This window comes from Miltoncostaea oceani (assembly GCF_018141545.1).
Lineage (GTDB): Bacteria > Actinomycetota > Thermoleophilia > Miltoncostaeales > Miltoncostaeaceae > Miltoncostaea > Miltoncostaea oceani.
Genome location: NZ_CP064356.1, coordinates 3,151,925 through 3,172,509 on the forward strand (window position 1 = coordinate 3,151,925; position 20,585 = coordinate 3,172,509).

Genomic DNA, 20,585 nt, shown 5'->3' on the forward strand with positions numbered 1-20,585 from the left:
TTCGACCTCCTCGCCCTCACCGTCCTCCCAGTGCTCGTCCTCCTCGGTCCAATCACCCATCTCCGGCTCGTGCAGAGCGCCGTCGAGGACCCTGGGCGATCCTTCTCGAGGACCGGACGCCGTCGCCCACAGGCAACGGCTCTGAAGCAAGCGTTTCGCATCGACGCGCTCGTCACGAGTTCGTCACATCTGAGGGTGATCGTGCCGGGATGCGTCTGCATCGGCTACCCGTCCCCGCGGCGATCCTCGTCGTCGTCGCGGCGCTGGCCGTCCCGGCGGCGTCGGCACCGGGTGACATCGCCTCGAAGCGCCAGCAGGTCGCCGAGCTGGACCGCGAGCTGTCGGCGGTCGACGCCGAGGCCGGTGCGGCGGCCGCCGCTCACAACGCCGCGCTCGACCGGAGGGACGCCGTGGCGACGCGGATCGGCGAGACCCGCACCGAGGTCCGGCTGACGACTCGGCAGCTGCGGAGCTCACGGGAGCGCCTCGGTGAGCGGATGGTCGCCCTCTACGTCCGCGAACCGCCGGATCCCTTCGAGGCCCTCCTGCAGAGCGGCGACCTAGCCGACGTCCTCGCGGTCACGGATCTGCTCGAGCGGACCGCGGCCTCCGACGCTGCCGTGGTGGCGAAGGTCAAGGAGAGACGCCAGGCGCTCGAACGGCTGCGCGCGCGACTCGCCGCCGACGCTGTGGTCGCCGGTCGCGAGCTGGCGGAGGCGCAGAGTCAGCGGCGCCGAGTCGAGGCGCTGCTCGACACCAGGCGTCGCGCCCTCGAGGGGGCTCGCGAAGAGCTCGGAACCCTGCTCGCGGCGGAGCGGGCGCGCCTGGCTCGTCTGGCGGCCCGGAAGAAGGAGGCCCAGGAGGAGGCCCGACGCGCAGCGGCGACGTCGGTCGCATCCCCCTCGGTCTCACCAGGGCCGGCGTCTCCGTCTGCCGGAGCCGCATCCGCCCCCGTCCCCGGGGGCTCGCACGTCTACCCGCTCGCCGGGCCGAGCACCTTCGGGGACGACTGGCTGGCGTCACGGCCGGGCGGTCGCTACCACGAGGGCATCGACCTCTTCGCGGCACGGGGCACGCCCGTCGTCGCCGTGGCCGACGGCACCCTCTTCCGCGTCGGCTACAGCGGGATCAGCGGCAACCGCTTCTGGCTCCGCGACGAGGGGGGCACCGAGTTCTTCTACGCCCACCTCGATGGCTACACCGCCGCCGCCCGGGAGGGGGCAGCCGTGGCTAAGGGGACGGTGCTCGGCTACAACGGCGACACGGGCGATGCCCGGGGCACGTCGCCTCACGTCCATTTCGAGATCCACCCCGGCGGGGGTGGGCCGGTCCGCCCCTACCCCATCGTCAGCGCCTGGCCGCGCGTCGGGTGATCGAAGCGAGTCTCCTCGCTACGGGTCTACCGGGGGGACCGAGCTGCACATGCGATGACCTGCCGACGATGCATGTGCGGAACTACTGACTCGGGAGCTTGAGCGCCTCGGATCGTGCACGGTACTCGGCAGCGTCGATCTCGCCCCGAGCCAGCCGCTCCGCCAGGATCTGCTCCGCGGACTGCCGAGCGGGTCTGGGGTGCGCCTCGTCGTGGGGATGGGAATGCGTGGTGCTGCGCCAGACGAGGAAGACCCCCCATGCGACGAGGGCGAGGAAGGCCAGCATCGTCAAGCTCATCAGGAGCCAGCCACCCCAGCCCCAGCCCCCGTCGTGCGCGTAGTCGCCGTACATGAGTCACTCCAGTCTCTGCCGTGGTTGACCGTGAGGGAGCCTGACCGCAGGGCAGAGGCGGGGCATCCGGGAATTGCTTGTTCGCACTGCGGATTCCCCGACGGCGCTAGATATCCACCGGGGCGATCGCGAGACCGGTGCACGACGGAGCCGTCTGTGCTCAGAGGTAGCTAAGTGGATCGACAGCAGCGCCGTTGATGCGGATCTCGAAATGGGAATGGACGCCCGTCGAGTTGCCCGTCGTCCCCATGCCAGCAAGGACCGACCCCTGGGAGACACTCTGCCCGACCGACACGGAGACGCTCGCATTGTGCGCGTACGCCGTGCTGATGCCGGCGCCGTGATCGACGACCACGAGGTTGCCGTAACCGCCGCTCCACCCTGCGAGGATGACGGTGCCCGCGCGTGCGGCGACGATGGGACTGCCTGTGGCGCCGGCGATGTCGATGCCCTCGTGCATGCGCCCCCACCGGGGTCCGTATTGCGAGGTCAGGGTCCCCTGCGCAGGCCAGATGAACCCGGAACCACCCGCTGGGGCTGGCTGGGCGGGGGCGGGAGCAGGGGCGGCGGGCGTGGGCTCTTGTGCGCCGCGGATCGCTGCGGCGAGGCGCGCCGATCGAGCCTGCAGGCCTCGCGTCTCGATCTCGAGCTCCTGGCGGTCGCCCTGCACGCCGGAGAGCAGCGTCCGGCGCTCCTCGAGGAGTTCGGTCAGTCCGGCCCGCTCCCGCTCGAGCTCTGACTTTGCAGCGAGCGCCTGCTCTGCCGCGTCCTCCGCGCGCGCTTCCGAACTGACGACCTCGGCGCGGATGTCGGCGATCCGGGCCACACGCACGCGCGTCTCATCGGCGAACGTCGACACAGCGTCCGCGAGACCAGCGTCGCGGTCGGCGATCCCCTCGATCAGATCAGCCGTCTCCAACGCCGAGGACAAGCTGCCCGACTCGACCAATAGGAGGATGGGATCCGGCTCGCCGCGAACGTAGAGCTCACGGAGACGTCGCGCCAACAGCACCTGACGACGCGCCAGCGCGCTGCGCGCGGCGGCCAGCCGGCCGCGTTCGGCCGCGAGATCGCGCGTGAGTCCCGCGAGCCGGACGCGGAGGTCAGCGAGGTCTCGTGCGAGAGCCTCGGACCGCTCCCGTTGCGAGATCAGCCGAGACTCCACCGCCTGGATACGTTGGCCGTACGCCTCGACGTCCGCGGTGAGGACGCGCTCACGATCGCGCGCGTCCTGCAGCCGCGCCTGAGCCTGCTCGAGCTGGTCATTGGTGTTCCCCTGTGCTGCGCTCCGGGGGACGGCGAGAACCCCTACCAACAGCACGAAGATGCCGATGAGCGCTGCGAGCACGGTGCTCCAGGGGCCCGTTGGCCTGCCACGGCCCGTCTGTCGCGTCACGTTCACACGCCCGGGTAGCTGGAGACGACGAGGCGCAGGACGTCGGGCGTCGGCCGGTCCGCGTCCTCGAGGCGCCGCAAGGCGTACGTGAATCCCGCGTAGGTCGCCTTCTGCAGGCTGGCGGTGCGAGCTTCAGGCGCGCCGAACCAGAGGAGAACTCCTTCGAGGGCCAGCGCGGCCGAGAGATGCACGTCCGTCGAGACCTCGCTCAGGGCGACACCCGCAAGAGCGGCGGTCGAGGAAGCCATGGCCAGGGCCGACGGTGCGGGTTCCTTCACAGCTGCGGCGACGCCCTCGCGGGCCTCGATCAACCGTCCGACGATGCTGGGCTCGCCGGGCCTCGTCCGCGGGACCAGCCGACGGCCGGCGACCCTCTCGGCCCAGGACTGACCGGACTCCCGCGGGGGCGGTTCTGTCATGGTCGCGGCGAATTGCATGATCAGGTGCCGGACGCGAGGTGTCAGGCTGCGGCTGGTCTGCCGCAGGGTCAAGGCCGCGAAGCAGACCGGCAGGAGGAGGCGGTCGAGTGACTCGCTGTCCGGCCACCGGTGCGCTCTCGGTTCGAGGCTGACCGCGGCGGCGGATCCTCCGTAGAGGTCCACCTGGATGGCGACGACGGGGCGCTGGCGCTTCACCGATCTGGATCCGTGGCCACGAGGTGTGGGAAGGGATTCACCGCCGCGGATCCGCCAGGATGGATCTCGAAGTGGACGTGCGGCGCCCCGAAGCGCGCGTCACCGGTGTTGCCGTTCGCGCCGATGCGCTGACCGACGGTCACCCTGCTGCCCTCGTCGAGCCCCGGTGTGAGGGAGTCGAGGTGGGCGTAGTAGTACTCCGTCCCGTCGTCGCGGCGCAGCCAGACGTAGATGCCGCCGAGCCCTCGTTCCGTCCGACTGAGGCGGTCGACCACGGCGTCCGATACCGCGACGACGGGTGCGCCGCGGTCCGCGAGGATGTCGTTGCCCTCGTGGGCCCCTTGCCCCCGCGGTGCGCCATAGTCGTCGGAGTAGCTGTTGTCGGCGGCGACGGGGAATGTGTCCAGAAGACGACTGGCACCCGGCGATGACGGCGCTCCCGGCGCTGCGGCCGCGCGGCGTGTCTGGAGACCCAGGCGCCTCTGCAGGGTCACTTCCACCTGTCCGGTCACGGGGACGCCGAACCGCAGCTGAATGCGTTCGACGGCTCGTCGCGTCGCTCGCCCGAAGATCCCGTCTGTCGCCACGGCGAGACCTCGACGGCGCAGGATGCGCTGAAGGTCGCGCACGACCGGACCGCTCGAGCCGATCTTCAGTATCCCGCCAAGCGCCCCGGCGGGAATCGCACGACGGGAGACGGCGGGCGCAGAGCGGGGCACAGCGGAGCTGCTACCAGGGGCGGGCGGCGGCGCGGGCACAGGACTACTGGGGGGTGACGGCGGAGGAAGGTCCAGCTGGGCGCCGGTGGCCGGCGTCACAGCCGAGAGGGCGGCGACGACGACCAAGGCGGCCCCCGCCGAGAGGCGACGCAGACGACGATGTGAACGCGCTCGCGTGGAGATGAATCTCCTTCCGCTGCTATTGCGGCCTCGCTGCGAACGTGTCGACAGTCGCCGGGGCCCGAACAGCGAGGCAGACTAGACACCGGCCGGGGCCGGGTGTGACGAACCGGTGACGGTGGGGTGTCGTCGCGGCGCAAGGTGGCGAGTCGGCCACTCCACGCCCCATCCTGTCCGGCTCTCAACAGGTTCGTCACAGGCCTGTGCGACCGTCAGATCGCGTGCTCGGCTGCCGACGTCCCATCACTTCGCACCCCGCTGGCGATCTGACGCCACGAGGAGACCCGTGAGCATCCTCGGTCGCGCCGCCCTGCTGCTGGCCCTGGCGGCGGCGGTTTACGTCGTCTACGCCGCGCTGCGCTCCCGCCGTCCCGGCGGCCGCGCCTGGGAGGCGAGCGCCGAGCGCGCCGTCTACGCCGTCTGCGCGTTCACGACCCTCGCGGTGGTGACGATGTGGGTGGCCCTCGCCACCGACGCCTTCGAGCTGCGGAACGTGGCCGAGTACACCTCGAGCACGCTCGGGTGGCAGTTCAAGCTGACGGCCCTCTGGGGGAGCCAGGCGGGGTCGCTGCTGCTGTGGGCGTGGATCCTCACCGTCTTCTCGGCGATCGTCGTGCGGACCAACCGGGACCGCAACCGCCTGCTGATGCCGGTCGTGATGGCGGTGCTGATGGGCATCGCGATCTTCTTCCTGCTGCTGCTCTCGTTCGTGACGAGCCCGTTCGAGACGCTCGCCCAGGTGCCCGCCGAGGGCCGCGGGCTCAACCCGCTGCTCCAGAACCCGTACATGCAGATCCACCCGCCGATGCTCTACCTCGGCTTCGTGGGCCTGTCGGTGCCGTTCGCCTTCGCGATCGCCGCGCTCGTGACCCGCAAGGTCGACACCGCGTGGATCGCGAGCGTCCGGCGCTGGACGATCTTCTCGTGGCTGTTCCTCGGCATCGGCATCCTGCTCGGCGCCAAGTGGGCGTACGAGACCCTCGGCTGGGGCGGCTACTGGGCCTGGGACCCCGTCGAGAACGCGGCCTTCATGCCATGGCTCGTCGCGACCGCGTTCCTCCACTCCGTGATGGTGCAGGAGCGCCGGGGGATGCTGAAGGTCTGGAACATGGTGCTGGTCATCCTGACCTTCACCCTCTGCCTGTTCGGCACGTTCCTGACGCGGTCCGGGGTCATCTCGTCGGTGCACGCCTTCGGCGAGTCGACGCTCGGCCCGTTCTTCCTCGCCTTCATCGCGGTCATCCTGATCGCGTCGGTGGCGCTGCTCGTGAGCCGGCTGCCGCTGCTGCGCTCCCAGCACACGCTCGAGAGCTACATCTCGCGCGAGGCGATCTTCCTCTTCAACAACCTGCTCCTGGTGGGGCTGGCGTTCGCGGTCTTCTGGGGGACGGTCTTCCCGATCATCTCCGAGGCCCTGCGCGGCGAGCGGATCACGGTGGGGCAGGGGTACTTCAACCAGGTCGCCCTGCCGATCGGCATCGCGCTGCTCGTCCTCACCGGCGTGGGCCCGCTGATCGCCTGGCGCAAGTCCTCGCCGGCGCAGCTGCGCCGGCGCTTCGTGGGCCCGATCGTCGTCGCCGCGGTCGCCGCCGTGCCGCTGCTCGTCCTCACCGACCTGCGCAACAGCCCGGCCGCCGCCGCCACGATCATCGCGGGCGTCTTCGTCACCGCGTGCATCACCGGCGAGTTCTGGCGCGGGATGAAGGTGCGCCACGCCCTCGGGGGCGTCTCGTGGCCGGGGTCGCTGACGAGCATGGTGGCGCGCAACCGGCGCCGCTACGGCGGCTACGTCGTCCACCTCGGCATCGTGCTCCTGTTCATCGGCTTCGCCGGATCGAAGGGCTTCGTCACCGAGTCCGACATCGCCGTCGCCCAGGGCGAGCGCGCCACGGTCGCCGGCTACACGTTCGTCAACGAGGGGTCCGACCGCACCTCCGACGACCACTCGTCGATCGTGTCCGTGACGATGGGCGTCTACCGCGGCGGCGAGCGGATCGGGACGATGACCCCCGGCGTCGAGACCTTCGCAGCCGACGGCACGCGCTCGTCAGACATCGCGATCGACACGAGCCCGCGGCGCGACATCTACCTGTTCCTGACGCGTCTCGAGGACAACGGCCTCGCCCGCGTGTCGGTGTACGTCAACCCGCTCGTCGCATGGATCTGGGTGGCGGGCGTGCTCATGTTCGCCGGCGGCCTGCTGGCCGCGTGGCCCGCCCGGGCCTTGCCGGGATACCAGGACGCAACGACCCGGTCGGAGGGGGCGGCCCCGGCTTGACCATCGGACTCGCACCCACTTTCGACGCCGGGCCGCTGACCCTCTCCTGGCACGGCCTCATGACCGCCATCGGTCTCCTCGTCGGCATCGCACTGGCTCAGCGTCTTGCGGGGGCACGGGGGGCCGACCCGGATGCGGTACTCGGGATGGCGGTCGTCAGCACGATCGCCGGGCTCGCGGGGGCACGGCTGTACTACCTGGCGCAGGAGGACCCCGCGCGGCTGGTGACCCCGTGGCGGGATGCGTCCAGCGGCTTCGCGTTCTACGGCACCGTCATCGCCGTGCTTCCCGCCGTGGCGATCTTCCTGCGTGTGACGGGTCGCTCCGTCCTGCCCCATCTCGACGTCCTCGCGTTGGCATTCCCGGCTGGCATGGCCCTCGGGCGAGTAGGCGACCTTTTGAACGGCGAGCACTACGGCCCACCGACGGGCCTTCCGTGGGGGGTCACCTACACCGACCCGGCGTCCCACGTCCCGGAGACTGGCGTCGCCTATCACTCCGGCGCGCTCTACGAGGTCGCGTTTGTCATCGTCCTCGCCGTCGCGGTCCTTGTGGGTCATCGGTATCTGCGCCGCCCCGGCGATGCCCTCTGGCTCGTCCTGGGCGCGTACAGCGTCGGGCGTTTCGTCGTCTTCTTCTGGGTGCGGGACGTCGACGTCGTCGCTCTCGGCCTACGCCAGGCACAGTGGACCAGTCTGGCTCTCCTTTCCGTCGCGGTGATCGGAGCGGCGGCTCTCCGTGTCCTCGGCCGCCGTCATGTACCGCGTCCGGAGTCGGGCGTCGGGCCCGCATGATCACCGGCGAAATCCGAGACGACCTTGTCGCCGCCGCGGGCGGGCGCCCCGATCGGGCACGGAGCCGGCTGTGGGAGATTGATCTCGGGCGCACGCTGGCGATCACCATGATGGTCGCTTACCACACGGTCTACGACATCGAGCTCCTCTCGCCGGGGCTCGGCCCGGACCCATTCACAGGCACGTGGGGAGCCCTGCCGGAGGCGACCGGCTCACTCTTCCTGTTCGTCGCGGGCGTCTCGTTCGCGGTGTCCGACGAACGGATGCGAGCGCGCGGCCTCGACGCCGGCCGGCGTCGACGGCGGCACGCGCGTCGCGCGGTGTTGGTCTTGGGCGCGGCAATGGTCGTGTCGGTCGCGACGTGGGTGGCCTTCGACGAGCGGTACGTCCGCTTCGGAATCCTCCACGCCATCGCCGTCGGGACCGCGGTCTGTGCCGTGACGATCCGTCTACGCGCCGTGAACCTCGTCTTGGGCCTCGCCGTGATAGCGCTCGGCGTACTCGTGACCGCCGTCGACTCGGGGTCTTCTTGGTTACTCCCGATCGGGCTCGGGCCCCCGGAGATCGGCAGCGTCGACTACTGGCCCCTGCTTCCCTGGCTCGGCCCCATGCTGATCGGCGTCGCGGTCGGCACCCGCCTCTATCCGGCGGGTGTGCGCAGCCGGTTCATCGCCCCGCTCGGTCGCCGCGCCGTCCCCGGGCCGCTGACCACACCCGGCCGTCATTCGCTGATGATCTACCTCGTCCACCAGCTCGTCCTGATCCCCCTTGTCTGGACAGTGCTCGTCGTGGGCGGTGTCGAGGTGCCGTGGCCGCTCTGAAAGAACGCCGGTGACCACCTCGTCGAGTCGTCGCGGACGCAGGCGAGTCCGGCGACCCGGGCACAGCGTCCTGACTCCGGAGTCCGCGATCCGGATCGCCATGTTCGGTGGCATCCTGCTCGTGGCCCTTGGCGTCCTGTTGCTGAGGTTGTGGTTTCTCCAGGTCATCTCCGAGGAGCAGTACGCCGAGCGCGCCGACGCAAACCGCCTGAGGACCGTGCGCCAGGAGGCACCCCGCGGGGCGATCGTCGACCGGGAGGGCCGGACCCTGGTCACGCATCGAACCGGCATCAATGTCGTGGCGCGCGCACAGGAGTTCGACGAGGGCCGCCGCCCAGGCGTCATCCGTCGGCTCGCCAAGGTGCTCGACCTCCCACCGTCAACCTTGGTGGCCAAGGTCCGGAAGGCCAGCGGATCACCGCTGCAGGCCGTCGTCCTCGCTGAGGACATCAACCGGGATACCCGCCTCTACCTCGCCGAGCGCCGCCGGGACTTTCCCGGCATAGATCTTGAAGAGACCTACCCCCGTGAGTACCCGATCGGGACGTCTCTCGCTCATGTGATCGGTTACACGGGGCCCATCACCGCCGAGACCATCGAGGAGTACCGCCAGAGGGGCTACCTCGGCAATGAGATCGTCGGGACGAGTGGGCTCGAAGCCCAGTACGAGCAGTATCTCGCGGGTAAGCAGGGGGAAGCGGTCATCGAGGTGGACGCGGCGGGCGAGCCGCGAAGCCGACAGGTGTTGTCGGCCACCCCTCCTCAGCCTGGGAACACGCTGGAGTTGGCCATCCACATGCCTACCCAGGTGGCACTTGCGCGTGCCATCGCGGAGCGCGTGTCCGAGAGCGGCAGTCCCGGCGGGGGCGCCGGCGTCGCGCTCGACCCTGAGACCGGGGAGGTGCTGGCGATCGCATCCTTCCCGTCCTATCGTCCCGACAGCTTCTCGGGCACCCGCCCACTGGCGGTGGACCGGCTCCTGGACGACTCTCGCCGCCCGCTCCTGAACCGGGCGGTCGGAGGCCTCTACCCGGCGGCGTCGACCTTCAAGGTCGTCACGGCCGCCGCCGCCATGAGGCGTGGCTTCCTCGGGACGACCGAAGTCCTTCCATCACCCGGATCGCTGGAACTCTACAGCCAGGTCTTTCGCGGATTCGAGAGCCGGAGCTGGGGTGAGCTGGACGTGCGACGGGCGCTCGAGGTATCCAGCGACACGTTCTTCTACCAGCTGGGCGACCTCTTCTATCAGGACATGCCTCGCACCGCGCTCCAGGACGAGGCGCGGCGCTTCGGGCTCGGCGCACCCACAGGAATCGACCTCCCGGGGGGCGACGAGGAAGGCATCGTCCCGGACCTGGAGTGGAAGAAGGAGGCCTTCCGCGATAGCCCCGATCCACTCGACCGGACGTGGAAGCCCGGCGATTCCATCAACCTATCGACGGGTCAGGGGAACCTGCTGGTCACGCCCCTGCAGATGGCGACCGCATACGCGGCGATCGCCAATGGCGGGACCGTCGTCGCTCCGACGATCGGCCGGCGGGTGCTTGATTCGACGGGTCGCCCGCTCCGGTCGCTGGTCGGCAGTCGGCCGAGCCGCTCGGCGGCTATCGACCCCACCGTCCTCCAGGCGCTCCGCGACGGACTGGCGCAGGCGGCGAACGGGGCGGATGGGACCTCGACCGCAGTGTTCGGCGGTCTGCCGGAAACGGCTCGCGTCGCCGGCAAGACCGGGACGGCCGAGAACGAGACCGGTGTCGACCACTCCTGGTACGTCGGATACGCCCCCGCCGACGCCCCGAAGATCGTCGTCGCGGTCGTCATCGAGCAGGGCGGTCAGGGGGCCAACGCGGCGGCCCCGGCTGTCTGCCAGACGATGGCGGCGTTCCTCGCATTCGACCGGACGCTCTGTGGCGGAGGCGCCAGCGCCAATTGATGCCCCTCCGCCGCCACCGCGCCCGAGCGGCGATCCAGCGCCTGCCGACGGATTCTCTCCTCGCCGGCGCCGCAGCCATCCTCACCCTGATGGGTGTCTCCACGATCGTCGCGGCCCGTGTCCTGCACCCAGATCGGGATCGGATCCCGCCTGGCGTGTCAATCGCCGGAACTCCGGTAGGGCGCCTCACGCCGGCCGAGGCGACCCGCACACTGACGGCGCGCCGGCGCGCACCGAACGGCGCCCTCCTCCTGATCGGTCCGGACGGTGACCCCGTGCTCCCGCCCGTCCGGCTGGCGACTCTGCGGCCCATCCCGCTCGTTGAGGAGGCGGTGGGTCTGGCGAGCCGTCCGGTCGGCCTGGGCTACCGGCTCCGCCGCGAGCTCGGATTGGGGGGCACGCGAGACATCCAGCTCGAGTATCGGTTGCGCCGGCATGTCGTGGACCGGCTGACCGCTCGGGCCGCTCGCGCGCTCGACCGCCCCGCGCGGTCGGCCTACGTCCGGGTCACAGGGTCCGAACTGGTGGTCGTCCCGTCGTCAAGGGGCAGAGCGGTCGATCGCGCGGCACTGGCTCGCCGCCTTGAGAGCCTGCCCCGAGAGGTTCAGGTGCCGGTCGTGCCGGTCACGCCGGAGATCACCGACCTCCAGGCCCAGATCGGGCGAGCGAAGGGACTGCGGATCGTCCGGGCCCCCACGATCGTCAGCGCCGGCGGACAGCGGGCGCAGATCAACCGGGCGCTGCTCCTACGGGCGCTCGACTTCAAGAACGAGGGCGGCACCCTCGAGCCACGCATCGATCCCAGGACCATCGACGGCCTCCTCGATCGGCGTCTCGGCCACGTCGAGCGGCCTCCCCGCTCAGCCCGGTTCCGTGTCAGGGGGAGGCGGGTCGAGGTCATCGCCGGCAGACCCGGCCGGGCCATCGACTCCGTGGCCGTCGCGCGCTCGATCGAGGACCGCCCGGGCGAAACGGTGTCGCTCCGCACCCGCATGGTGGCCCCCCCGCTGACGACCCGCGAGGCGGAGGACCTCGGGATCAGGGAGGTCGTCGGCGAGTTCCGGACGCCCTACGCCTGCTGCCAGCCTCGCGTGACCAACATCCGCCGTGCGGCCGAACTCCTCGACGGCGTGATCATCCCGGCAGGCGCCACCTTCTCCCTGAACACACTCCTGGGGGAGAGGACGCGTGCCCGGGGCTTCGTGGCCGCCCCCCAGATAAACGCCGGCAAACTGGAGGACGCCGTCGGTGGAGGCATCAGCCAGGTGGCGACGACCCTGTTCAACGCGGCTTTTCTTGCGGGGTTGCGCATCGTGTCTCACACGCCGCATGAGTTCTGGATCCCGCGCTACCCAGCGGGGCGCGAGGCCACGATCTCCTGGGGCGGCCCGGAGCTGGTCCTTAAGAATGACTGGCCGTCCGCGATCCTCCTCAAGGTCGTCGCCGCAGACGAGGGGATCACGGTGCGACTGTTCTCGTCTCGATACGGCCGGCGGGTTTCGACGGAGACCATCGGTTTCCCCAGCGAGGGCTCGGCCTTCTCAGTGGTCTACACACGTCGGGTGGTGCGGGGGTCGGGGGGAGAGCGAAACGAGCGCTTCACGTGGACGTACCGGGCCCCGCCTCGGCCGGACTGACCGGTACCGCCTCCGGGAGCCGCGTCAACTCGGCTGAGTGGAGTGCGCGGCGGTACTGACCCTCGATCTGAGCGGACACCCTCTCCCAGGCGAACGGGGCCGACGCACGTTGTGCGACGGCGCGAAGGCGATCCCTCAGTCCTGCGTCGGCGAGGGTCTCGTTGAGGGCGGCGGCGAGGGCCGACGGGTCGCCGGGAGGGACGAGCCGACCGCAGCGCGGGTCGAGGACGTCGCAGTACCCGGGGATCGCTGAAGCGACCACGGGCACGGCCTCCGCCATCGCCTCGGTGAGCACCAGGCCGAAGCTCTCGCCACCCAAGGACGGCGCACAGAGAACATCTGCGCGACGCAGGAGGCGGTGCCGTTCCTCATCGGAGATCCGCCCGTGGGCGACGATGCGCGCGGTCTGATCGCTCGTGGCGAGCTGTCGTGCGACCTCGTCCGGCTGAACGCCGACGAGGTCGAGGAACACATCGTCGGGTAGTTCACGGAAAGCCTCCAGGAGGACGGCCAGACCCTTGCGGGGCTCATGCCGACCGATGAAGAGGACGCGGCGGACCGGGTTCTCCGCGGGGATCTCCACGGCACCGCCTCGAGCCGTCCAGATCCCGTTGGGGATCACGGCGTCGATGTGGAACAGGCGTGTCGCGCATGCCCGCGCCGATTCCGAGACAGCGATCGCGGCGGAGAGCGCACGCAGGGGACGTCGCAGCGCGACGCCGAGCAACCGATAAGGAAGGGCGCGGACGCTGTACATGTGGAACGTCCCTACGAAAACCGTGCCGCGGCATCGCAGAGCCGCGCGGGAAACGAGCGGGACCACCGGCTCGTGCACATGGACAACGTCGTAGGCGCCCTTCTCGAGCGCCCTGCGAGTCCGGCTCGCCGCACAGGGGCCGAGGGCGATGCGCGCGACGGAGCCATTGGCCCTCACCGGGGTGGTGGCGCCGACCAGTATGAGCCCCGGTCGGGAACCTGACCGCTTTCCCGCGGCCAATACGTCGACGGAGTGGCCACGGGCTCGGAGGGCCTCGGCGAGGCCTGCGACGTGGGTGCGCACGCCGCCCGGCCGGTGCCAGTCGTAGGGGCACACGAGCGCAACGCGCAGCCGTCTCGGTGTCGTCGGCCGCGTGTACAGGCGCCCGAGGCGATGGGGTTCCTCAGCCCTGTGGAGGAGGAGCGCAACAGCGAAACCGCCCGCGACGGCGAGCAGCCCGAGCAGCACGTCGAGAACGAAGTGGTTGCCCGTCGCGATCACGACGAGCCCGATCGCCGGACCCCACCCGAGCCCGACGAACCTGAGCCACAATCGTCTCGTCGATGCCGCGACTCCGATGCCGATCGCGAACGCAAAGCCAGCGTGGAGGCTCGGTACCGCGGCGACAGGATTGTAGAAGGCCGTGACGAGTGGGGAGTCAAGCGCGAATGATGTCTGCGAGCTCACCGTGTCGAGGATCCCGATGCCGGCGAGACGAGGTGGAGCCGTGGGGAAGAACGCATACACCGGCAGGGCGATGAGCCACGTCGCCAGGACTGTGGTCCGAAGCCGCGGATAGAGGTGCGGACGACGTCGATAGATCCACACCAGGCCCGCCGGGACCACCGCGAACTGCGCCACGAGGTAGAGCCGGTTGAGCACCCACATGACCGGTTGTCCGATCAGGTGCTCCTGAACCGCCCGCTCCACCCCGATCCCGAGACGAGCCTGGACCTCGATGATCAGGCGGGCGTTCGTCAATGCGGTGTCGAACGAGGCCGACGCGGCGCCGCGTGCCAACGAGTACGCGAGATAGGCGCCGACGAACAGGAGCACTTCACGGCGCCAGGAGAGCGAACGACGCGCCGGCAAGCAGGCCGCGGCGCTCACTGGACGCGACCGGGGTCCGCCCCTCCCAAGGTGCGGGCAGCGCGGCAGAGACGGCCGATGTCCTCACCCTCCCGCGCCAGGCTCGCGGCCCCCGCGAGGGCGACGGGCCCCGACTGGACGAGCTGGAGGACCAGACCCACGGCCACCGCGGTCGCAGCGGGGACGCCGAACGTGGCCACGAGCGGCAGGGCCGCCGCGGCCTGGAAGACGCCGACGTTCCCCGGGAGCAACGGCACCGTCTGCGCCACGGTCACGCTGACGAGGACCAACGCGGCGGCTTCCCACCCCCCGCTGATGTCGAACGCCCGCAGCACCGCGTAGACGCTGACACCCTGCGCGACCCACCCGAGGATGCTCGCGGCGGACAACGGCACGAGCACCTCGGGTCGCCCGAGAGCCCGATGTCCGTGCGCAACCGACCCCCAGATGCGTCGTGCGGCGGCGAGGCCGCGGCGAGCCGATCCGGAAGGCGTTTGCGGGTCGGGGGTGGCCCCCCAGTTCCGCACGGCCGCGACGACGATGAGCAACCATGCCGCCGTCAACACCATCACGACCCACCAGACGCTGGACGGGAGCGGCAGGATGGCACCGACCGCCGCGACGAGTCCCACCCACGCGACGGTCGAGGCGAGGCTCTCCGTCACGGCCGACCCGATGACCGCGGGCAATGGCGCGACCCGGCCGTCGCGGGTCAGGCGGGAGTGAACGAGGAGGACGCGAGCGGCCTCGCCGACGCGCCCGATGAGGACGGTGTTGAGCAGGGCGCCGACCATCACCGGTCCCATGACCGTCCGGAGCGGTATCCGCCGGTTTCCGAGGGCGGGTCGCAGCGTGCTCCTCCACGCAACCGCCTTCATCGGAACCGTGGCCAAGTGCAGCAGCGCGGCCAGAGACAGGAGAGTCCACGCATGCGCTGAGTCAAGAGACCCGAGCGCCCCCCAATCGGTTCGCCAGGCCGTCACCACGATCGCCGCGGTCGCGATGGCCAGGACTACAACGCGGGCCGGCGATCCCGTCGCAGCGCGCATCTCCCGGGGCGCCGGGCCGTCCTGCCCAGGCCCACGGCCACTCGCCGAGACGGACCGCGAGCCGGCCGTCGCCGACGGCACGGCAGGGTCGCTCCAGAGGGTGACCCGATCCATTCGATCACGGTACAAGCTCGGATGACGTGGCTTCATGAGATCCCCGTCGCCAGGGAGGTCTTTCGGTTCCGGTCGTCACAGGTCCGTCACGACGCACGTCTAGAAACCCGGCGTGCAGAATCCACGGAGCACTTCAGGGTCGGAGCGTGCGTCGGCCGCGCCCCCGGAACGAAACGCCCTCGGCCGGGCGAGGGTCCACTCACGTGTGTCGTCGCAACGCCGACGTTGGTCGCGACGCGCCGAGTCCTGGGATGAAGGGGCCGCCGGCAACCCGGGACTCGTTTCCACCATCGACGCGGTCGTGGCCGCGGCCCGCGTCATGCCAGGCATGACCGTCCTCGACATGGGGTGCGGGTCCGGCCAGCTGACGATCCCGCTGGCCCGCGTCGCGGCCGAGGTGATCGCCGTCGACCTGAGCCCGTCGATGATCGGACTGCTCCGCCGGAACCTCGACCACGAGCGCGTGGAGAACGTCTGCTGTCGGCTCGAGGCCCTCGAGGCGCTCTGCGTCGAACCGGCGTCCCTCGATCTGGTCGTCTCGAACTACGCCCTCCATCACCTCGCTGACGACGACAAGCGTCATCTGGTGAGCGCTGTTGCGGTGTGGTTGCGACCCGGTGGGCGCCTCGTGATCGGAGATCTCATGCTCGGACGCGGGACGGACCCCCGTGACCGGGCGGTGATCCGGGCGAAGTTCGTCGCGCTCGGCAGACGAGGTCCCGGCGGCTGGTGGCGTATCGCCAAGAACACATGGCGCTTCACGGCCCGGACAGCCGAGCGCCCACTGTCGATGAGCTCCTGGATCCGCCTCTTGGAGGAAGCCGGGTTCGTGGAGGTCACCGCCCGGTCGATCGTCTCCGAAGCGGCCGTCGTCTGCGGCACCCGTCCGCTGCCCGGGCATGACTAGGCGCGGCACCCACGAGCGCGTGGCGGCCGCCCGCCGGGGGCTCCTTCTCGTCGCGGTAGGCGCCGCGGTCCTTGCGGCGGTCGTCGTGCTCACGACAAACGGCGCCTTCAGCTCGCCCATCACCGTGCCCCCCCCGGCCACCCCGGAGGTCGCACAGCCCGTGGCCCTCGAGATCCGCCTCGGCACCGCACGGCGCACGCGGGTCGAGCTCGCCTCCGCGCTACGGGAGGAGATCCTGGATCCGGACCGCGTTCGCGCTCTCCTGTCAGCCGGGGTGCCGTCACGCTGGGTCGTCCGCTCGGCGACCGGGACCGTCGTCTACCGACTCAGCCGACGCCTGGCCCTACGGGCAATCCTTCGCAGCGACGAGGACGTCGTGCGGCTCGCGGCACGGCCCGTCGCCTCCACGATCGCGGCGCCGACCATCGCCCAGCAATTGCGAAACAACTGCGAGTCCGCGGCCCTCGAGATCCTGCTCGCCACGACCGGCCGGCGGATCCCCCAGTCGTCCCTCCAGGCCGACCTCCCTGTGAGCGGCGGCCTCGACCCCGTCGACGATGGAACGGCGCGGGTCTGGGGCGACCCAGAACTCGGGTACGTCGGCCGCCCCGACGGGGGAGGGACGGCCGGCGGCTTCGGCGTCTACGAGGGGCCGATCATGGAGGTGGCCGAGCGACGCGGGGTGCAGCTCGACAGGCTCAGCGGTCGTCCCTCCGCCGAGATCGTCCGTCGGGTCCGTGCAGGATACGCGGTGATGGTGTGGGTCGGGCTGTCGGCAGGACCGTATGGCGAGTGGCGATCCCCCGCAGGTCGGCGAGTGAGAGTGAACTTCGGTGAACACACCGTGGTATTGGCAGGGGTGACGGCGGATGGGCGACTCCGGGTCGTGAACCCGCTAGAGGGAACGCGCGAGGTGTGGACACGCGAGCGTTTCGAGGCGATGTGGCGCCTCTTGGACCGCCGCGCCGTCGCCGTACCGACCGACGTCGCCGGATAAGGATCGGGACGCGCCGGCGCCGTGGGCCGATGCTCTGCAACTCGCCCGGAGCGCCACGGCCAGCGATACCGCATCCGACTCGGCTCCACGCGTCCTGCAGAACCGCTGGGGGTTGTCCGCGACGCGAAACGTGGCGATCGACTCCGCGGGCCGACTCGACGCAGCGGCTTCCCGCACCCGTCGTCACCCCGCCGGATCACTCCGGTTCCGCAAGCCGCGCGGGCCACGACGACACAGACCCGGGCATCGCCGCTCTCCTGCTCCGAGAGCTTCAGCCGCAGCGGCGTCCCCCGTGACCGGACCGCGCTCGCGGACCGCCCTATCCCAGCGGGAACGGGGTGCCGATCCGTCCACGCACCGGCGTCCATCACCTCCTGACTACGGCCTCACAGCGCCGACGTAGTCGCTCCGGCTGCTCATGCTCGAGACCTTGACGACGTCGCCGGTCTGAGGGGCGTTCACGTACTGACCGCCGCCGATGTAGATGCCCATGTGGCCGAGACCGCGGTAGAAGACCAGGTCACCAACCTGTAGCTGGTCGGCAGGCACCCTGGGGAACGCATTCCAAATCGCGACCGTGTAATGCGGCACGCTCTTGCCGATCTGCGCGTACGCGTATGAGGCGAGGCCGCTGCAGTCGAACCCCGTCGACGGGGACGCCCCACCCCACTTGTAGGGGACGCCCAGATACCTCATCGCCACACTCGCCGCCGCGGCGTTGCCGGACCCGCTGGGCAGGGAGTCAGTAGGGTCAGTCGGTTCGGGTTGGGGCGAGGGATTCGACTGAACCGTTCCAGGAGTCCCTGTTGCGGGTGCCGCGGATCGAAGCCGTCCGGTGGGCGGTGTCGCGCCTGGGGCCGCGGCTGACAAGGGCGTCAGCTGCCGTCGTGCACTCTCCGCCGCGATGGCTGCGATCCGACGTTCACGCGCTTGCTGCGCCTCCAGTGCCTCGGCGAGCTCGCCTCGGGCGCTCTCCAGCACTGCTTTGCGCTGCTCGAGCAACGCCTGCACAACTTCGCTCTGACGTTCCCGGAGCGCTAGCTCCAGCCCCGCGTCCCGTCGGTCGGCCTCCAGTTCAGCGCGCAACTGCCCGAGTCTGGCCCGGCTCGCCCGGAGGCCGTCGACGAGCTCGGCGTCGCTGCGGCCGATCCTCTCGAGAAGATCGACTTGGCTGACCGCGTTGAAGAGGCTCCCGCTGGTCACCAAGACATCCGCAAAGGAGGGCGAGGGATTCGCGTAAAGCCCTCTCAACCGCCGCGCCAACACGTCGCGTTTCACCCGGAGATCTCGGTTGGTCCGAGCGATCGCCTGTTCATTGTCGGTCACGCGGTCGGCTGCTTGCGACAGGCGATATCGCGCACCGTTGTAGGCCTCAGCTGCGTCCTCGACGCGATGGTCGATCTGCTGGATCTCGGCCGTTATTCGAGCCACCTCTGCCCGCTTCACGTCGATCTGAGCTTCCCCTACCGCGGGCATTCCGAAAGCGATCGACAGCACGAGCATCACCAACGTGCATCGGGACCGCGTCCGGACCGGCGCGGTGCTCGCCTCTCCGGGCGGATTCAGCAAAAACTCCCGGCGTCTGACAGCCCAGCTGAGGAAGCGAGGGGCAGACGTCGGAGGCGGTGAAACGGCATCGGTCGACGCTAGACCGCATCTGAGTGCAGCACAACTGCAGTCGCGGCCGACCTCAACAGGATCGTCATGCGCGCGGGGTGGAAACCCGTGTGAGTGGAGGACTGGCCCCTTACGGACCATCCAGGGCCCCGGTCAGACGTTCCGCGAGGTCGTTTTGAGGCGAGATCTGGTCCTCGGACACGCCGAATCTGGCCTCCCCGACGTCTCCGGACGGCCTCACGACGAGCCGGGCGATCACCAGATGTCCTGCTCCGGTCGGTGAGGGCACCGCACTCCACGAAACATCGAGCGTTCCACCGCGTGCCTCGATCCGCATCTCGGCATCGCGCAGTCCGGTGCCGACCGACCGCTGGACCTGCTGTATGGCCTGCGCGCCCCGTGCGCTGTCCTGGGTGGCGAGGACCGCAAGCAGGCCGCCTGCGGCGATCACCACGACGATGATGCTGGCAACGGTCCAGCAGCGACCGCGACCTCGCGGCTTGCCGACAGGACTCACTCCGCGCTCCGTCTTTCCTCGACCCCTTGGGCCAGGGGAGAAGCGGCGGCGGATGCGACACCCTTCTTGCGGACCCCGGGAAGGGGCGTTGCAATGGCCGGCAGGGTCAGGGTGAAGCACGTACCGGGTCCTGTGCCTTCGATCCGAAGGTCTCCACCTTGAGCGACAGCCAATCCGCGCGCGATCGTCAACCCCAGGCCGACCCCGCTACTCATGTCTGCGGCACCAGGCCCACGATAGAAGCGCTGGAAGAGGCGCGCGCCCTCCTCCACGTCGTCGATACCGGATCCCGCATCCCGGACGCGGAGGATCGCCACGGCCTCGTCCCGAGAGGTCGACAAGTGGACCGTGCTGTCGTCGGGTGCGTACTTCAAGGCGTTGCTCAGGAGATTCGTGATGATCTGACCGACGGCATCTCGGTCCGCGACGGCCGGCGTCGGGGGGGCGTCCAGTTCGAGGGTCAGTCCGCGAATCTCGAAGGCGGCCGCGAGTGCCGCATGGGCTGCCCGTGCCAGTTGGTCGAGAGCGACCGTCTCGCCGTGCATGGCGGGCGGCTGGGCTTCGGCCTCGGCCAACCGCTCGATCTGGCCGATCAGTCGGCTGAGGCGCAACGTCTCGGTGTGGAGGGTCGCCAATCCCTCCGCGTCAAAAGGCAGGATCCCGTCCTGCATCCCCTCGATCCGGCTCTGAAGCAACATCATCGGCGTCCGCAGCTCATGCGACAGATCCTGTGCCAACTGGCGACGAGCCCGCTGCTGACGACTGAGGCTGTTGGCGAGGTCCGAGAGGGACTCCCCGAGTTCGCGGACCTCGCGGGAGCCCGAGGCGGGCACCACGGACGGGGGTCGACCCGCACCGAGTTCCCGCGCCGCCATGGAGAGGCGTTGCAGGGGTCGCGAGAGACGTCCGGCCACGACCAAGCCAGCAACGATGGCAACGATCGCCGCCACTACGGCCGCCAGCAGATGAGCGCGGTCCAACTCTGCTCGCAGGGTGTTGTCGGCCGGCATGTTCCCCCGGGGACCGAGCGCGTAGAGCTGAAGCGTCGCGACCTCGTCCCCGCCGGGGCCGCGGACCGGGACACTCGACACCTGGCGGAAGTCCGTTCCCTCCTCCTCCAGCTTGGTCGTGTCGAGGAGCACGCGGCCGTCCGCGACGAGCCGGAAGTCGTAGCCGGTGACCACGAGCTCGTGCGCGAGCAGGTCAACGCCTCGGTCGGTCCAGCCCCCGGAGTCCGCGTAGGACGATTCGGCGAGAACGAGAGAGCTGGCGGCAGCATCCTGCGTGCGCTGCTCGAGGTAAGCGTCGAAACGATGATGCAGGCCGAGGCTCGTGAGGAGCGCCGAAACCAACGTGGTCAGGGCCGCGATCCCGACGAAAGCCGCCACGAGGCGCGCACGGAGCCCCAGCGCGGCCATCG

Annotated in this window: 17 protein-coding genes; 8 read left to right on the forward strand and 9 right to left on the reverse strand. The window is 70.2% G+C overall.

Features of this window, described 5'->3' with window-relative positions; all coding sequences use genetic code 11:
• Positions 1-209: 209 nt before the first annotated feature.
• On the forward strand, positions 210-1,373 hold the full coding sequence (locus tag IU369_RS16080; protein ID WP_217921995.1) for a murein hydrolase activator EnvC family protein: 1,164 nt from the start codon (positions 210-212) through the stop codon (positions 1,371-1,373).
• An 82-nt stretch (positions 1,374-1,455) separates the two neighbouring features.
• On the opposite strand, the gene IU369_RS16085 is transcribed toward IU369_RS16080, so the two are convergent.
• From IU369_RS16085 to IU369_RS16100, 4 genes are all read right to left on the reverse strand, one after another.
• Positions 1,456-1,725, reverse strand: a complete 270-nt coding sequence (locus IU369_RS16085; RefSeq protein WP_217921996.1) for an SHOCT domain-containing protein — start codon at positions 1,723-1,725, stop codon at positions 1,456-1,458.
• Positions 1,726-1,885: 160 nt separating this feature from the next.
• Positions 1,886-3,073: a murein hydrolase activator EnvC family protein gene (locus IU369_RS16090; protein WP_217921997.1), complete on the reverse strand. Its 1,188-nt coding sequence runs from the start codon at positions 3,071-3,073 to the stop codon at positions 1,886-1,888.
• A gap of 50 nt (positions 3,074-3,123) precedes the next feature.
• Positions 3,124-3,432 carry a hypothetical protein gene (locus IU369_RS16095; protein WP_217921998.1) on the reverse strand — a complete coding sequence of 103 codons (309 nt, stop codon included), beginning with the start codon at positions 3,430-3,432 and terminating at the stop codon, positions 3,124-3,126.
• Positions 3,433-3,752: 320 nt separating this feature from the next.
• Entirely contained in the window at positions 3,753-4,385 is a 633-nt protein-coding gene (locus IU369_RS16100; RefSeq protein ID WP_217921999.1) for a M23 family metallopeptidase, read from the reverse strand.
• Between the two features lie 556 nt (positions 4,386-4,941).
• Between IU369_RS16100 and IU369_RS16105 the strand changes: the two genes are divergently transcribed.
• The 5 genes from IU369_RS16105 to IU369_RS16125 all read left to right on the forward strand — a co-directional run bounded on the left by IU369_RS16105 (position 4,942) and on the right by IU369_RS16125 (position 12,118).
• Positions 4,942-6,933, forward strand: coding sequence for a heme lyase CcmF/NrfE family subunit (locus IU369_RS16105; RefSeq protein ID WP_217922000.1), 1,992 nt, complete (start codon positions 4,942-4,944; stop codon positions 6,931-6,933).
• Positions 6,864-7,727 carry a prolipoprotein diacylglyceryl transferase gene (locus IU369_RS16110; protein WP_217922001.1) on the forward strand — a complete coding sequence of 288 codons (864 nt, stop codon included), beginning with the start codon at positions 6,864-6,866 and terminating at the stop codon, positions 7,725-7,727. The genes IU369_RS16105 and IU369_RS16110 overlap by 70 nt, the downstream gene beginning before the upstream one ends.
• A complete protein-coding gene (locus IU369_RS16115; protein ID WP_217922002.1) occupies positions 7,724-8,548 on the forward strand; it encodes a heparan-alpha-glucosaminide N-acetyltransferase in 825 nt (274 codons plus the stop codon). Before IU369_RS16110 ends, IU369_RS16115 begins: the two co-directional genes overlap by 4 nt.
• A gap of 100 nt (positions 8,549-8,648) precedes the next feature.
• Complete coding sequence (mrdA, locus tag IU369_RS16120) at positions 8,649-10,481, forward strand: penicillin-binding protein 2 (RefSeq protein WP_217922003.1); 1,833 nt, start codon at positions 8,649-8,651, stop codon at positions 10,479-10,481.
• Between the two features lie 275 nt (positions 10,482-10,756).
• Positions 10,757-12,118: a VanW family protein gene (locus IU369_RS16125; RefSeq protein ID WP_217922004.1), complete on the forward strand. Its 1,362-nt coding sequence runs from the start codon at positions 10,757-10,759 to the stop codon at positions 12,116-12,118.
• On the opposite strand, the gene IU369_RS16130 is transcribed toward IU369_RS16125, so the two are convergent.
• Positions 12,081-13,985 (reverse strand): phosphatase PAP2 family protein, encoded by a 1,905-nt coding sequence (locus IU369_RS16130; RefSeq protein ID WP_217922005.1) that lies wholly within the window; start codon positions 13,983-13,985, stop codon positions 12,081-12,083. The genes IU369_RS16125 and IU369_RS16130 overlap by 38 nt on opposite strands.
• A complete protein-coding gene (locus tag IU369_RS16135; protein ID WP_343233176.1) occupies positions 13,982-15,163 on the reverse strand; it encodes a lysylphosphatidylglycerol synthase transmembrane domain-containing protein in 1,182 nt (393 codons plus the stop codon). The genes IU369_RS16130 and IU369_RS16135 overlap by 4 nt, the downstream gene beginning before the upstream one ends.
• Positions 15,164-15,332: 169 nt before the next feature.
• On the opposite strand from IU369_RS16135, the gene IU369_RS16140 reads away from it, so the two are divergent.
• Both IU369_RS16140 and IU369_RS16145 read left to right on the forward strand, forming a co-directional pair.
• Positions 15,333-16,034 (forward strand): class I SAM-dependent methyltransferase, encoded by a 702-nt coding sequence (locus IU369_RS16140; RefSeq protein ID WP_281426194.1) that lies wholly within the window; start codon positions 15,333-15,335, stop codon positions 16,032-16,034.
• Positions 16,027-17,031 (forward strand): C39 family peptidase, encoded by a 1,005-nt coding sequence (locus IU369_RS16145; RefSeq protein WP_217922008.1) that lies wholly within the window; start codon positions 16,027-16,029, stop codon positions 17,029-17,031. The genes IU369_RS16140 and IU369_RS16145 overlap by 8 nt, the downstream gene beginning before the upstream one ends.
• Before the next feature lie 378 nt (positions 17,032-17,409).
• On the opposite strand, the gene IU369_RS16150 is transcribed toward IU369_RS16145, so the two are convergent.
• The 3 genes from IU369_RS16150 to IU369_RS16160 all read right to left on the reverse strand — a co-directional run bounded on the left by IU369_RS16150 (position 17,410) and on the right by IU369_RS16160 (position 20,583).
• Complete coding sequence (locus IU369_RS16150; protein WP_246551536.1) at positions 17,410-18,534, reverse strand: C40 family peptidase; 1,125 nt, start codon at positions 18,532-18,534, stop codon at positions 17,410-17,412.
• 244 nt (positions 18,535-18,778) lie between these two features.
• A complete protein-coding gene (locus IU369_RS16155) occupies positions 18,779-19,099 on the reverse strand; it encodes a hypothetical protein (RefSeq protein ID WP_217922010.1) in 321 nt (106 codons plus the stop codon).
• A gap of 62 nt (positions 19,100-19,161) precedes the next feature.
• On the reverse strand, positions 19,162-20,583 hold the full coding sequence (locus IU369_RS16160; RefSeq protein ID WP_217922011.1) for a sensor histidine kinase: 1,422 nt from the start codon (positions 20,581-20,583) through the stop codon (positions 19,162-19,164).
• Positions 20,584-20,585 lie beyond the last annotated feature (2 nt).

Coding starts and splice junctions, on each gene's coding strand:
- IU369_RS16080 (WP_217921995.1), top strand. CDS start 210: ATGCGTCTGCATCGGCTACCCGTCCCCGCGGCGATCCTCGTCGTCGTC.
- IU369_RS16085 (WP_217921996.1), bottom strand. CDS start 1,725: ATGTACGGCGACTACGCGCACGACGGGGGCTGGGGCTGGGGTGGCTGG.
- IU369_RS16115 (WP_217922002.1), top strand. CDS start 7,724: ATGATCACCGGCGAAATCCGAGACGACCTTGTCGCCGCCGCGGGCGGG.
- mrdA (WP_217922003.1), top strand. CDS start 8,649: ATGTTCGGTGGCATCCTGCTCGTGGCCCTTGGCGTCCTGTTGCTGAGG.
- IU369_RS16135 (WP_343233176.1), bottom strand. CDS start 15,163: ATGAAGCCACGTCATCCGAGCTTGTACCGTGATCGAATGGATCGGGTC.
- IU369_RS16145 (WP_217922008.1), top strand. CDS start 16,027: ATGACTAGGCGCGGCACCCACGAGCGCGTGGCGGCCGCCCGCCGGGGG.
- IU369_RS16150 (WP_246551536.1), bottom strand. CDS start 18,534: ATGCTCGTGCTGTCGATCGCTTTCGGAATGCCCGCGGTAGGGGAAGCT.
- IU369_RS16160 (WP_217922011.1), bottom strand. CDS start 20,583: ATGGCCGCGCTGGGGCTCCGTGCGCGCCTCGTGGCGGCTTTCGTCGGG.